The sequence below is a fragment of the Nostoc sp. 'Peltigera membranacea cyanobiont' 232 genome (assembly GCF_002245985.1).
Lineage (GTDB): Bacteria > Cyanobacteriota > Cyanobacteriia > Cyanobacteriales > Nostocaceae > Nostoc.
This window is the reverse complement of the sequence record NZ_NOLK01000185.1, coordinates 1-14,379: the sequence shown is the minus strand read 5'-3', so window position 1 is coordinate 14,379 and position 14,379 is coordinate 1. Positions and strand designations below refer to the sequence as shown.

Below are 14,379 nucleotides of genomic sequence, written 5' to 3'. Positions count from 1 at the left end.
TAGGATTCGGCACGTTCATCGCCGATTATTTTGGCTTGCTGAACGCTAGTTGCCAGAATCTCTGCAATGTATTTTTTATTACCAATTGTGGTCAAAGTCTGAGCAAAATTGATCCGTGCATAAATACTAGCTTGATTGCTAGGTAGATTGAGTAATTGAGATTGGATTGTGGGTATTAATGACTTTGCTTCTGTGATGCGTTCGTTTTCGACAAGCAAACTCAGCTGATTAATCAGGGCTTGAACTTTGGTGAGAGGGTTTGGTGCAATTTTGGCAGCATTTTCATAATGAGCGATTGCATCTTTAATATTACTTAACGACCTAGCAGTATTACCGAGACTAAATTCCGTCAAACTAATTTCTAGAGGCAGTTGCAGACGTTGAGCGATTTCTAAGCTTTGTTGTAAGTTTGTCTGGGATAACTCAAGTTCGCTTAATTGTTGTAAGACATTGCCAAGCGATCGCAAAGCTGTTACTTTTACAGGTGAGTTAGGTTGGGAATTTAATTGTTGGGATACTTCATTCAATATATCAAAGCTACGGCGGTAAAAACCAGCAACTCGTAGAGCTTGTGCTTGATTAATCCGGCTGCGCGTTACTCCAGCATTATCACCTAATTTCTTCCAGATTTGCTCTGCTTGTTGTGATGTTTTCACAGATACATCAGTTTGTCCCTGTGCTAGTTGCAATTCGCCCTGAATATTTAGAGTTTGTGCCAAAATTTCTAACAATTCAGATTTTGGATTATTGACATTTAACTTTTGATTTATCTTATCCCAGCCAAGTAAATTTAAGCTATTGTCAATAGTTGCATAAGCTTCTTTCCACGAACCGAGTTGCTGGTATACAAGACAGAGATTAGTCAGTGCTGCGGCTTGTGCAAGGTTATTGCTTTCTCGTTGATAGCTACGCACAGCTTGTTGTAGAACATTTACTGCTTCAGTAAAGCGTCCAGCTTGATAAAGTGCTTCTCCTTGCTCAAGAAGTTGCTGTGGTTTTGTGGCTGGGGGTTTATTGGTTTGGATGTGAAACCCGTTTGGTGAATTTGTCTGGAGTTGTTTAGCAAATGTGCTAGGGATAATAATCAGGAAAACAGCAAGGGTAAATAGGACTACGGGAGTTACCGCAAATCTAACTACTCGCTTTGGCAGCTGAAGTTTTGCCATATTTCACACTTTACTGAGATACAGGACAGGAAGCAGGTGTTTGCCAAGGGCTGTGAGGGTTAAGTTGAGGAACTTGTGCTACTAGTTTTATGTTTCCATTGCGATCGATTACCCAGCCAGAAGCTTCCACAATTGGAATTGTAGCAGCAATGGGAGTAGTTGAAACTGCTGTTGGTTGTGGCACAGGCGTTGTGTTTGCCTTTTCTGCGTTTGGTCTTAATCTCACCCACGCAGACACAGTACTTGAATCTTGTAATGGTTCAGTGGGACTCATGGGTAGTCCGCCGCGTCCCGTTGCCACAAATGTATTTTGGAATTGCCGAGTTCCAGGTGTGCAGGCATTGGAAATTTGCCTAGAAGCATCAACTAAATTAACTGGGAGTTCGACTAAGGCGTTACTAGGGTCTACATCAGGTTGAGTAATTTCTATATTGCCACTTAAATCAGGCGTTGCGCCTTTGGCGGTAATATCACTTGTGTTTGGCGAAGGCTCTTTTCTAGATTGGATACCAAAGATGCCTGCAATATTTTTGATGGTGACATTCCCGCCACGGAAGTTAGCGGAATCTGCTCTAATGTCGCTATTTTCATTGGGAACAGCCACGATAAAACCATTTTTGGCATCAATGGTAATATTGCCGCCAGTGATATCATTACCACTGGCATTAGTGGTGATGCTGCTACCTCGACGCAATATCAAAAAGGGGGAGTTGAGAAAGATATCGCCACCGCCTCCTGTAGTGTCAGCACTTATTTTTGCGTTGTGATCGAGACGGATGGAGTCAGCTGCCACAATTAACGAGCCTGCAATGCCTGTATTTGTACTACTGACGCTCACTTGTGCCCCATCTCGAACGGTTAAATCTCCTGTTTGAAGGGTCAAATCGCCACCTGCACCACTACCTGTTGTTTCTGCAGAAATCAGCGAACCATCGCCAGTTAGGGTAATCGATTCTGGGGCAATGACGCTGAGAGTTCCTCCTTTGCCGATACCAGAAGTAGCAGCCGATACCTTTGATTTGCCTGAGAAATTGACTGCTAAGGTTTGCCCATTGTTATTGGGTTTAATTCTCAAGTTACCCCCTGGTGCTGCCCCTGTTGTCCCTGCTTCTAAAATGCTGCCATCTGTTAGGTTCAATTGTGCAGCTTGCACAGTTAAGTTGCCTCCACTAGCTTTGGGGTTATTAGAATTCGTTGCCGCCGAAACCCGCATCCCATTGCCAATATCAAGCTTGTTGGTAGTAATTTCCACATCTCCTGCAACTCCTGCACCACTACCTTCGGCTGTGGCTGCCAAAGTACCATTACCAGTTAAGGTAATCGACTCAGGAGCATTGACGTTAAGAATTCCTCCTTTGCCATTGCCAGAAGTTGATGCAGATATCTGTGAATTATCTTGAAAATTAATCCTCAAGCTCTGCCCTTGATTACCTGGTTGAAGAGTTAAATCTCCGGCTGAGGCTGTACTGCTAGTTTGGGCAAATAGACCGCTAGTGGAACCTGAAAGAGAAATTTCTGGGATGTTAAGTGTGATATTACCAGCTTTACCACCACTGGAGGTAGAGGTAAGGATTTGTCCACCGTTAATTGCACTCAAGGTATTGGCATTGACTGTAATATTGCCTCCAATGGAGTTAGTCTGGGTTTGAGCATCCAATGCCGCTCCATCAGTTATGCTCAGGCTACTGGTTGTCAGGTTAATGTCACCGCCTTGGCCTATCTTGCTACTGATAGTTCCTAACTGGTCATTGCTACCACCACTACTTGAGCGCAGACTACTACCAATACCAGACAAATTGACTTGCTGTGTTGCATTTACATTAATATTTCCAGCCTTACCCTCTCCCAAAGTTTGTGTTTGTACAACACCTCCTCCAGTAATGGAAAGTAAACGAGTTTGTAGGTCAATAGAACCACTATCGCCTTTTGCTCCTCCTGCTACTCCACTCAAGATTGAGCCGTTATCCACTGAGATTGAGTCTGCTTGAATAGAAATATTACCTGCATTGCTATTCTGCCCGAATGTGGTTGTGGCAACGGCTGCTCCATCTTTGATAATTAGTTGCCCTGTTTCAATTCTCAGCTTGCCTGCACTGCCAGTAGAGCCGACTGTTGTCTGAGTAAAAACACCACTGGGAAATAAAATATTTTTTGAAAGATTGCCTTCGGAAAATGTAGTAACGCTAGTAGGAATATAACCACCTACGTAAGTACCTTTTATCACCCCAGTATAAGTAAAATTGCTAAGACTACCAAAAGGAGCTTTGTCTGTTGCCCCACTTATTTCTAGAAAATCAAAAGCGCGTAGACTGATATCACCACCCTGTCCACTGCTATGGGTGCCTGCCGAGATTTGTCCACCATTAGTAATAGAAATGGACGGAGCTATAATCTGTATATCTCCTCCCTTTCCAGAGCCAAAAGTATCGCTAATAATGAAATCACTCAAAGCAAAAGGTGTCTGAGTATTGATAATAATATTGCCAGAACCAAGAATTCCTGAGGTGTTTATTTGAAAAGCGGCATTACCAGGTTTAATAGTTCCGGCTGCTATGAGAGTAATATCGCCCCCTTTTCCTCCACTTACGACACCAGAGTATACATAAGAAAAGAGAAAGCCTGTGGAAATGCTACCTTTGGGGGCAGTTAAGACGATATCCCCTCCATTGCCTGCTATCCCAAACTGTGAATTTGAATACGACTGCATCTTATCAGTAGAAATGTTACCATTATCAGCAGTTAAAGATATTGCTCCTGCATTGCCTGATTTGCCAAGCTGAGAGGATGAATTAGAACTTATTTCGCCAATCGAAACATTACCATTTGTGGTATTTAACGTGATTACTCCTCCATTGCCTGCCGTACCATCAATAGAACTAGAGCCAGATTGAATCAGCTCGCTAGCAATATCATTATTGGCGCTCAAAGTGATATTGCCTCCATTGCCTGCATTGCCGCCTCCAGAAATGTAAGAGTATAATCGTTTTGCCTCAATGCTGCCGTTAATAGCACTCAAGGTGATATTGCCTCCATTGCCAAAATCACCATTAGCATAAGCGTACAAAAAGTCTGTAGTAATGTTGCCGTTGTTGGTGCTTAGGGTAATATTACCCGCATTACCTGAACTTAAAAAAGAAGAGGACAAAGAGAAAGATTTAGTAAAGCCTACAGAAATATCGCCATTGATGGTACTCAAGGTAATATCTCCCCCTCGTCCGGCATTTCCAGAATTAGAGGAGGAGCCAGCATTAATATCACTAGTCTTGATGCTACCATTGATGGTACTCAAGGTAATATCTCCCCCTCGTCCGGCATTTCCAAAATTAGAACTGGAGTAAGAGTACAAATAGTCAGTGTTAATGCTGCCGTTATTGGCAGTGAGGGTAATCTTTGCTCCGTCTCCCCCTATTTGAGTGTAAGAGCGTGAGTTAGATGCCAAAAAGCCAGTTTTAATGTCTCCTCGCCCAGCATCAAGGCGTATTTCACCTCCATTTCCTGCTGTGCCAGACTCAGAGTATGAGGAAGAGTTCAACCCAGATGTAGAAATGCTGCCATTAGCATCAAGAATTATTGCTCCCCCATTTCCGGCATTTCCAGAATTAGAGGAGGAGCCAGCATTAATATCACTAGTCTTGATGCTACCATTGATGGCACTGAGGGCGATTGCGCCTCCATTTCCAGCACTGCCAGATGATGTGACCGTTCCTCTAGTTGTGTTAATGCCTCCTATAATACTGGTGAGAGTAATGTCCCCACCATTGCCAGCACCAGCTGCTCCTGAGCTTATACCGCCTGTGGTAATGTTGCCCAAGGCAGTGAATGCGATCGCGCCGCCATTTCCCCCATTTCCTTTGAGGGCAGAATTCGAGTACGAGACAGAATATAAATCGTCTATAACAATACTACCTTTGGCAGCACGCAGGTTAATTACTCCTCCATTTCCTGCTATGCCAGAATTAGCCTGCGAATATGAGTACAAACTGTTAGTGTTAATATTACCGTCAGTTGCAGTCAGGTTAATCGCACCTCCATTTCCTGCACTACCAGATGTAGAGTTTGAGTCAGAGAACAAATTAGCAGTAGTAATGCTGTTAGCGGCTTCTAGACTAATCGCACCTCCATTTCCTACACTACCAGATGTAGAGTATGAGTAAGAGTTCAAATAACCAGTAGTAATGCTGTTAGCGGCTTTTAAACTAATCGCACCTCCATTTCCTGCACTACCAGATGTAGAGTATGAGTAAGAGTTCAAATTGCCAGTGTTAATGTTGCCGTTGGTAGCTTTTAGGCTAATTTCACCGCCATTGTTCGTGCCATTTGTACTGTTAAGCGTTTGTCCATTAGTAGTAATTGCTCTAGCACTGTTAATATCAATTCCGCCTCCATTAGTTGTAATTCCTTTAGTACTCACATCTCCAGATACTGTTGTTAAGCTAACTATCTCCCCAGCCCCATTAAAGCGCTCTAAGGAAACATCTCCACCTAAAGTAATTCCCTCTGGCACAGTTCCACTAGTAAACGCAGGTACTAAACCAGAATTGACACCCCCATAAGCTAAATTACTTTGCCCAGAACGCATAATTAACGCCGTACTTTTGTTTAAAGTTGCAATATCTTGTCCAGCAGGTAAAACACTAGTATCCGGTCTATTAATATTTATATCACCCGCAAAGCGAATATTACCCTTGCTTTCGACTAACAACGATGCACCTATATAGTTAGCTGCAATATCCACATTGCCATTGCTACTGATAATTGGGTCATATTTACTTACAAAGTTTGCTAATCCCCCCGATACACTCTTGAGCGAAAAATTCCCACCACTGGCAAAACGAGCATCGCCAGAAATTATCCCATCACTGATTAAGTTAAGATTGCCCCCACTGACAAATGGTGTTTGCGTTGGGTGATTCAGTGCTAAAATATCAATTCCTTGATTTCCCTGAATCGTGAAATTACCAAGAGCAGTAGCTAAAAACGGAGTCATCACACTGTCCCGTACTTTCACAGTATCCTGTGCTTGCAGTGTTAAGTCTCTTCCTGCTTTTAGCTGTCCCTGCAAATCAAGCTTGTCAGCTACTAGTGTCAGGTTTTCCTGGGGTGCTAAATTTCCGGTGTTGGTAATAGTCGCCCCTGGCTGACTTGTTCCATACTGCAACCCTGGTGTAATATTTACCGTCAGCAATGGCGGTGCTTGGGGATTAGTAGCACTGAAGGTACTGCCATCAGGAAACTTGAAACTGCTTGCCGTTGTTGCAGAAAACGAGCCACCAATATCTAATCGGGCATTTTTTCCAAAAATAATGCCATTGGGATTGAGCAGGAATAAGTTTGCTGTGCCGTTAGCGCGAATTAAGCCATCAATATTAGAAATTGACTTACCCGTTACTCGTGTCAGGATATTCTGAATATTGAGTGCATTATTGAACAAAGCTGTCTGGCCAGTGGGAACAGAAAACTCGCTAAAGCTGTGGAATAAATTGCTTCCATCGGTGGTTCCACCTTCGATTTTTATAGTATTGCCAATCTTTTTAACATTAGAATTAATCGGTAGAGTACTATCTGGAGTGATTTGAGCGATCGCATAATTACCACTGCAAATTACTCCACTAGTAATGACAATGTTCAACCATTGGAACAAGTTTAATTTTATCATTACCCTAAACATCATTGCTCAAACTAGCATCTTTACCAAAATTAATCCCATTGGGATTAATTAGAAACAGATTGGCTCTGCCGTTAGATTTGATTAAACCATCAATATTAGAAATTGACTTACCTGTTACTCGTGTCAGGATGTTCTGAATATCCAGTGCATTATTGAACAAAGCTGTCTGGCCAGTGGGAACAGAGAACTCCCCAAAGCTGTGGAATAGATTACCCCCTCTTGTGGTTCCACCCTCAATAATCCTGGTATTGCCCTCTAATCTCACATTAGAATTATTTGGCAGAGTGCCATCTGGGGTGATTTGGGCAACTGAGATATTTGCATATAAAGCGATCATACTGACAATGGCAATTCCTAGACCTTGTAACCAGTCCAAACGCGGAGTTCTGAAAGACATTGGACTCTCCTAATAGAAAAGGAAATTTAGCTTAGAATCCTCAATTAACTATAGGTGTCAGCAAAATCAATTTATTCACAAAATGAGGATATTAACAAATTTCTTGCTACTGACATAACTTGCAATAAAAAAATTACTTTATAGCGAATAAGCATTTTTGTCAAGACTAATACAGTTGGAATTAGGTAAAAATATATTAAGCTAACCTTCATTGAAAGCTCAAGACTTATACGTTCTTTTTACCGCCAATTAAGACTCTGCCTTGCTTTGCGCTTATCCGGAGTCCTCCCACGGCTCCAGATAGTGAATAAACTCATCTCACTGCTACCAATTAAGAATCAGGAGGCAAAGCTAAAAAATCTTTGATTCCTAACAGTGAATAAACCAATCTCACTGCTACCAATTAAGAATCAGGAGGCAAAGCTAAAAAACCTCTGATTCTTAACAGTGAATAAACTCATCTCACTGCTACTAATTAAGAATCAAGAGGCAAAGCTAAAAAACCTCTGAATATCATTTAACAGTCTCAAGGAAAAAATCATGTCTAATACTTCTAGTTCCCTCATGAAAAACAAATTCTTACTAACACTCACCGCAACGGTTATTGGTGGTTCTGCTATTTTTGGCTTTGCTAACCTGGCTTCAGCTGGAGATGTTAGTGCGGGTCCTATCTGGAGCAATGAACACGCAAAACAAGTATGCCCTCAAGTTTGTAGTTCAGTCGGTTTAAAATGGGACGGTAACTGGTATACAAACGTCCCAGGCAAAAATTCCGTTTGTAGTTGTGTAAGTAAGTAAAGCTTTAACCTAAAGGTGTTTTAGATAACATTACACTACTGAGGTAATTGAGAATACTTCCTAACCTCTGATAAATCCATAACCACCCGCTTGGGGCGGTTATGGATTTTTTGAAGCAATCGACTCAAAAAATACACTCTTCAACTTTACTCAAATCCTCAAAGTGAAAATTATGTTAATGAATTTTATCAAGGATTTTAAACATCAATCATCGCGATTTTCAGGAGCATTGTCATTGATTTTTCTAGTTTCTGTTGTTGGGTTAATTTTGTTGGGTTTAGGATTGAAGAACTATTCAATGCCTACGCCATCTGAAAGTTATCAACCAGTAGATTCACAATTGGAAGCCAAGGTTTTGCAAGTCATTCGCAAGCATCCAGAAGTGGTTTTGGAGTCTGTTTCTGCATACCAACTGAAAAAACAGGAACAACAACAGAAAATACAAATGGCTTTTTTACAAAAAATGAAAGCTAATCCTAAATCAGTGATTGGCGAATCCTCAACTACTGGTGCTCATGAGCAAAAAATTGTGCTGATAAATTTCTCTGACTTTCAATGTCCTTATTGTGTAAAGGCACATCAAGCAGTTAAGCAATTCATGGCAACACATCAAGATAAAGTCACGTTGGTGTATAAGCATCTGCCTTTGACCTCAATTCACCCAGAAGCCATGTCCGCTGCCAAAGCGTCTTGGGCAGCGAGTCAACAAGGAAAATTCTGGGAGTTCCATGATGTACTTTTTGAAAACCAAGACAAGTTAAGCGAATCTCTCTATGTTACAACTGCCAAAACCCTGAATTTGGATCTGAAGCGGTTTAACCAGGATCGTAACAGCAATGCTGTTATTACTGCTATTAAGAAAGATATTCAATTGGCACAACAGATTGGAGTTGATAGTACTCCTATGCTTGCAATGAATGGAGAACCTCTAAACGGAGATATTCAACTTGCTAGTTTGGAAGCGCTTCTGATTAAAGTCCGCAGCAAGTAATGAAACTTTAAAAAGGAGATACAATTGCCACTATTGATGACTCTCGACTCCAAACCAATATTCAACAAGCTAAGTTACAACTAATTCAAACCGTTCCGCAAATTAATGCAATAAATAGTCAAATTCGAGCCGAAAGCGATCGCATTTATTTAACTAAGGGTTGTGGAATTGTGAAAAATTCCTGATGGCGTTGAATTAATACTACAACAACACCGCTTCCAACCACAGCAAAGGCAGAAGGAATAAATGGCAACCATAGCCCTTGTTTTAAAAGAGCGATCGCACAAACTCCATATAAAATGACAACTATCACAAAGATAGCGCATCCCTTATCTGACAGCGATCGCACTCGCCAAATAATCAGACTCCCAACTACAGACCAGCTGCATATCCAGAGAATATCGCCCCAGTAAGGCAAAACCCAAAGAATTGGACGTTGGTCTAAAACTGCACTCAAAACTTGGCTAACCATTTGTGCTTGTATAAATATCCCTGGTATTTCTTGGTAATCTTGCTGTGCAGTACTGTAGAGAGTTGACCAAGTATCGTTGACTGTATTAGCTGTCACTCCAATGATAACTACCTTATCTTTAAGTGATTTATGATCAAATTCATCACTCAATACATCATCAAGGGAAACTCTTTGATAATCTGTATTACGGTAATTGACAAGTATTTGATTTCCACCTAAATCAACTCCTTGTTGATAGGCACCACTGCGACTAGGTTTTAAGCGTTTAAATACTTTAGAGCCAAACTGTACATAATCTTCATTAAATTTAGGTTTAATATTTTCGTAAGATAAGTAACGAATAGCTAATTGCAATGAGAGCGAATAAGGCGTTGTACAAGTCGAAGAAGGCTCTTGTGCCATCATCAAAATTTGGCGACGGACGATACCATCTGGGTCTTGAATTGCATCGGTAAAACCCTGACGTTCTACAGGTACGTCTTTTGGAGGTTTAACACCTTGGGGGTCATATTTACTATCGCGGCTTTTGCAGACAACAACAACATTATCTTTACTAAATTCAGTCGAAAGTTGTATTAGATTTGATCTATTTGGAGGATCAGCGAAGTCTCTGTAAATATCCAGTCCAATAACTCGCGCTTGATACTTTTGTAACTTGTTGAGCAGTTTAGCTAACGTACTATCCGAAATGGATTTCAGTCCTTTGGTCGTCTCTTGTCGTGATTGAATATCTTTTTCAGTAATTTCTACAATTATCAACCTGGGATCTGGGTCTTCTTTAGGTCGCAACCGTAGCATTTGATCGAAAGTTTGTAGTTCGATTTTTTCAAAGACTCCCAAGTATCTCAAACCTAGCGTTGAAACAGCCACAATCAAAGTACTAAGTAGTATATTCCAAAATTTTAATTTTGGTGTTGCAAATTTATCTTTTGTCGAAACTTCACCAACAAATTTAATATCACCAAAATTGCCGCGCAGTTCTTGCCATGTAGTAGGGACAGTTGTAGGATTTTGACAGATGACTGGCAACCAACTGGCACAAGGAAATTTATTTTCCAGTCCTTGAAGTCTTTCTCGCGCTTCTCGCACAGCCAAGTAAAATGGTTTGCTATCTCCAAAGGCGGTAAGAAAGTTTTTTAAAAATTCCTGCGCTATTAAATCTGGCACTCCTTCCCGCATTACAATCATTTGGGGAATGTTTAAATCAGCTAAATTTCGTCCTAAACCAATTCCGTCACAAGAATTTAAAATTGCTAATTTCAAACCGCGTCTAATTGCTGCTTTAAGTGCATTTTTCAACTGCGAAATTGCTAAAGTTTCTGTTTGATTGATACAAATCTCCCCAGTGTCTCCGTCAGCGAGACTATTGCTATGTCCGGCAAAAAATAGAATATCCCAATCGTGATTCCATAGATACTCGTCAAGTCTTTGCCGTGTTGGTTCTATAAGAAAAGTAGTTTTTGCATCTGTTAAACCTTGTAAGAAAGAGGCATCTTTATCAATATCAATACCAACTCTATTGCCTAGAATTGCCAAAATTTTGACTTTACCTGTAGGAGATTTTTGTAATAGCTGAGGAGATTCATACTCATGATTGCTTAAAGCTAATTCCGCTTTCGGGTAATCTTCAGAAAAATGCCACAGATGCCAAGGCAAGCGATGCATTAGAACTATATTTGTTTCAATAATTACTCTAATTTCATCATGATGACTGAGTAGAGTTCGTAACTGCCGATCAATATTCTGAAATGACTCAAATTTTAACCAAACATTGATATTGGCTTGTAGCTGTTGACACACTTCATCAAAATCATTGACAGAAATATTGGTTATGTCTTGCGAATGTACTTTTATACGTTGGTTGCTACCCAGGCGTTGATGAACTGCTGCGTATAGTAACTGCCATCTGCGGTAGAGTTCACTTAGTTCTGGTGCTGGTGGCAGACTCCCTATTAATTTCACAGGTACAAATTGGTTATGACACCAAAGTTGAGCCGTGACAACAGGAAATCCTTGATTTAAATCTCCTCCCAAGAAGCTGAAGACAACTAGCTTACTCATAAGTTAAGTGGACTTTGCCATTCGTGATTAACTAGTGAATAATGAATCTTAATTTGACTCGCCTGTGCGCGGCTGTTAGAAAACCTGTTCAGTCTAGCTCTTAATAACTAAATCACGAAACTTTCTGCAATCTGGCAACTATCAAGAGCAACCTGGATGCTAAAACATTCTCCCACTTCTCCATCAAAGAGTTTCAACTGCACATAAATATCTTGAATTCTTGCTTGTACTTGTTGAAGTATTTCCCCTTGATCTGAAAGTAAAACTAGCTTGATATTAGCAGGTAGGTAAGGTTGATTACAAGCTGGATGTAGCTGCACGCGAATAGTAACTTGTTGATTAGCTTCTGGTATTAAGGCAACCAATAAAATAACTTTTTGAACCTCTATTTCTATTCTCAAGTCAATCAGCTTGGCGCGTTTGATAGTAGCAGCATTTAACCCAGAAGAAGTGCGGAAATTAAAAGCTAGGCTACTGGAGTTTGGCTCAAAAAAAGTCTCTATAGCTTGCCAAGAAGCATCGTAAATCTGCTCCAGCCAACGACTGAGACCCCTAGCTGTCTAGTTGGTGTTGTTTGCAGGTAAACTGAAAAAATATCTACCAGCAGCTATTTTTCCGTGATATCAAAGTTGCCTCGCCACCGTCCCCAACGACATTTTTCTGATGTCAAACGAATAATTGTGAAATGTGAATTAAATAAGTGTATCCATTGCGACACAACATTAGTTAGCCTTCCATCTTGGCACATGCGTAAAACTATTCAAACCTTAAAGGGAGTAGTGTTTGTGGCAGGCAAAGGTAAAGAATGTGCCAACTCTGAATGTGAATATTTTGGTCAGCACTACTTAGCTTGTGGTGTACTAAAGTACAGTTTACCTAAAAGTACTTATGGTTTGGATATACTGGCATTTATCGGTTGGCAACATGAGCATGAGCATCAACAGTTAGTTGAAATTCAACGGCAATTAAACCAGCGTGGGATTGAAATTAATGAGCGAAACGTAGGTAAGCTATATCGGCAGTTTCTGGCACTATTAGGCGGAACAATAATCCATACACAGGAGAAATTAACTGCCACAGCCCTTGAACATGGTGGTTTCATTTGGGCGATTGATGCCTTACAGCCTGAAGGTCACGGGACTTTATTATACGTATTGTATGAAGTATTAAGTGGTATACCAGTCAGTGCAGTTCAATTGCAACAAGCACAAGTGCAAGGGCTAATTGAATGGCTACAACCATATAAGGAATTACCGTATAAGATTCTGGCAACGCTATCAGATGGGGAATCAGCGATTATTACTGCCATGAATTCAAGTTGGCCCGATGCAGCACACCAACGTTGTCAAGCTCACTTTCTCAGTAATTTGAGTGAATCGGTTCTGCCATTAGATACAAAGCTACGACAACAATTAAAAGCAGACTTAGATGGACTGCCAAAAGTCCCAGATTATTCTGAAAGGCTCCAAGATCAAAGTCAGCAACAGCAGCCACAGAGTAGCCCCCTTTTTCAGCAATCCCCTATTTGTCACGAGACGCACAGTTAATGACAGTCGAAGCTCAAATTCGTGCTGCGATTAGAGATTGTGTCAATCGTACCAGTCGCAAACCTTTCAATTTGGGAGGTATTCAAGGCTACCAGCAATTATCAGCTATTGGGGAAATACTACGTAGTTTACCATGCCGAGCAATTGACACAGATTATTTATCTATATTGTCAGTATGGGTTGACCAAGCTTTAATCAATAATCTTTCAGTAGCGTCTGACTTGGAACAGGCGCACCAATGGTTGCGACAAATTGCTGATTGTTTGCACTACCCGAAATACTCCAAAACTTGCAAGGATGATGTAACTAATATTACAGATGCTAGCAATTCACCCTTAACAAGTTTTCAAGTTCGGCGCGAGATGGAAGAGTTATTAGAGCAGTTTCAACCTGACCCTCAACATCATCCAGCACAGTTTGCCTTGAAGAAAAAGTTACAACGTTTATGGCATAAATACGGTACTAACTTGTTGTACTGCTATGATATCCCTGGCTTGCCGCCAGATAATCTTAAAATCGAGTCTTTGTTCAGTAATTTACGTCGCCATCAACGGCGAATTAGTGGACGTAAATCAACTGCTGAATTGCGTGATTTTGGGCAATATCAAGTTCTCTTCATCGCTGAGAATGAAAAACAGCTACTTGAACAAATTCAGCAAGTACCTATAACTGAGTATAAAATTCAACGTCGTCGATTAGCAATGGCAGAAGCCCCTCGCCAACAAAAACGTCGCCTTCATCGTAATCCAGTTAACACAATACAAGCTTTGGTTAATCAACATCAACAACTTCTCACTGTGCTTGAGTTTCAAGCTCTCAATACCAATTAGACAGCTAGGGACTCAGCAGCAGACAGTTTTTTTCTAATAGTGGGCTTAACTGGCTATAGGACTTTAACCCCAATATTTTTGCTTGCTTATCTGTCACTGTTAACTTCCCCTGGACGCTCTTTACTACTCTTTCTCTACCTTTTTCTGTCCCTGTGACTTGTTTAATAAAAAAAAAGCAATTTTTGGACTTACTTGCTCTAGCACTTTGGTTCGTACTGCTTTTTCTAAACTCTCAAAGCCAATCTAGCATTCTTTATGGTCAATTTATCCCATCATCTTCTATCTGATTTTCGTCAACTCAATCCCGATTCCGGCATTATTGACTGGAGTTTAGACTAAGCCATGCAAAAAGACCCAGCAGGGCTGAGTTAATCAGAGACTTAGCAAAAGTATGAATAATCTTAGGTATTAAACAGCAACTGATGGTTCTTTGCGTGGTGGTGTTACTG

9 protein-coding genes are annotated in these 14,379 nt (G+C 40.8%); 4 read left to right on the top strand and 5 right to left on the bottom strand.

Annotation, left to right across the window (positions count from 1 at the left end; translation table 11 throughout):
• From CDG79_RS34670 to CDG79_RS34660, 3 genes are all read right to left on the bottom strand, one after another.
• Positions 1-1,166: tetratricopeptide repeat protein (locus CDG79_RS34670; RefSeq protein WP_143855666.1), on the bottom strand; the 1,166-nt coding region annotated here is incomplete at its 3' end.
• A gap of 10 nt (positions 1,167-1,176) precedes the next feature.
• Positions 1,177-6,822 carry a beta strand repeat-containing protein gene (locus CDG79_RS34665; protein ID WP_094346158.1) on the bottom strand — a complete coding sequence of 1,882 codons (5,646 nt, stop codon included), beginning with the start codon at positions 6,820-6,822 and terminating at the stop codon, positions 1,177-1,179.
• Positions 6,823-6,826: 4 nt separating this feature from the next.
• Positions 6,827-7,231 (bottom strand): filamentous hemagglutinin N-terminal domain-containing protein, encoded by a 405-nt coding sequence (locus tag CDG79_RS34660; RefSeq protein ID WP_094346157.1) that lies wholly within the window; start codon positions 7,229-7,231, stop codon positions 6,827-6,829.
• Positions 7,232-7,771: 540 nt separating this feature from the next.
• Between CDG79_RS34660 and CDG79_RS34655 the strand changes: the two genes are divergently transcribed.
• Both CDG79_RS34655 and CDG79_RS34650 read left to right on the top strand, forming a co-directional pair.
• On the top strand, positions 7,772-8,029 hold the full coding sequence (locus CDG79_RS34655; RefSeq protein ID WP_094331989.1) for a mannan-binding lectin: 258 nt from the start codon (positions 7,772-7,774) through the stop codon (positions 8,027-8,029).
• Positions 8,030-8,207: 178 nt separating this feature from the next.
• Entirely contained in the window at positions 8,208-9,020 is an 813-nt protein-coding gene (locus CDG79_RS34650; protein WP_094346156.1) for a DsbA family protein, read from the top strand.
• A 145-nt stretch (positions 9,021-9,165) separates the two neighbouring features.
• Here the strand turns inward: CDG79_RS34650 and CDG79_RS34645 are convergent, their stop codons facing one another.
• Positions 9,166-11,553, bottom strand: coding sequence for a CHASE2 domain-containing protein (locus CDG79_RS34645; protein WP_094346155.1), 2,388 nt, complete (start codon positions 11,551-11,553; stop codon positions 9,166-9,168).
• 107 nt (positions 11,554-11,660) lie between these two features.
• Positions 11,661-12,089: a DUF1822 family protein gene (locus CDG79_RS34640; protein ID WP_317616640.1), complete on the bottom strand. Its 429-nt coding sequence runs from the start codon at positions 12,087-12,089 to the stop codon at positions 11,661-11,663.
• Positions 12,090-12,170: 81 nt separating this feature from the next.
• On the opposite strand from CDG79_RS34640, the gene CDG79_RS34635 reads away from it, so the two are divergent.
• On the top strand, positions 12,171-13,100 hold the full coding sequence (locus CDG79_RS34635; RefSeq protein ID WP_189525233.1) for a hypothetical protein: 930 nt from the start codon (positions 12,171-12,173) through the stop codon (positions 13,098-13,100).
• Positions 13,079-13,930 carry a hypothetical protein gene (locus CDG79_RS34630; RefSeq protein ID WP_223278519.1) on the top strand — a complete coding sequence of 284 codons (852 nt, stop codon included), beginning with the start codon at positions 13,079-13,081 and terminating at the stop codon, positions 13,928-13,930. The genes CDG79_RS34635 and CDG79_RS34630 overlap by 22 nt, the downstream gene beginning before the upstream one ends.
• The last annotated feature ends 449 nt before the right edge of the window (positions 13,931-14,379 follow it).

Excerpts from the sequence above, each read along its gene's own strand:
- CDG79_RS34665 (WP_094346158.1), bottom strand. The coding sequence starts at position 6,822 with ATGATAAAATTAAACTTGTTCCAATGGTTGAACATTGTCATTACTAGT.
- CDG79_RS34660 (WP_094346157.1), bottom strand. The coding sequence starts at position 7,231 with ATGTCTTTCAGAACTCCGCGTTTGGACTGGTTACAAGGTCTAGGAATT.
- CDG79_RS34655 (WP_094331989.1), top strand. The coding sequence starts at position 7,772 with ATGTCTAATACTTCTAGTTCCCTCATGAAAAACAAATTCTTACTAACA.
- CDG79_RS34650 (WP_094346156.1), top strand. The coding sequence starts at position 8,208 with ATGAATTTTATCAAGGATTTTAAACATCAATCATCGCGATTTTCAGGA.
- CDG79_RS34645 (WP_094346155.1), bottom strand. The coding sequence starts at position 11,553 with ATGAGTAAGCTAGTTGTCTTCAGCTTCTTGGGAGGAGATTTAAATCAA.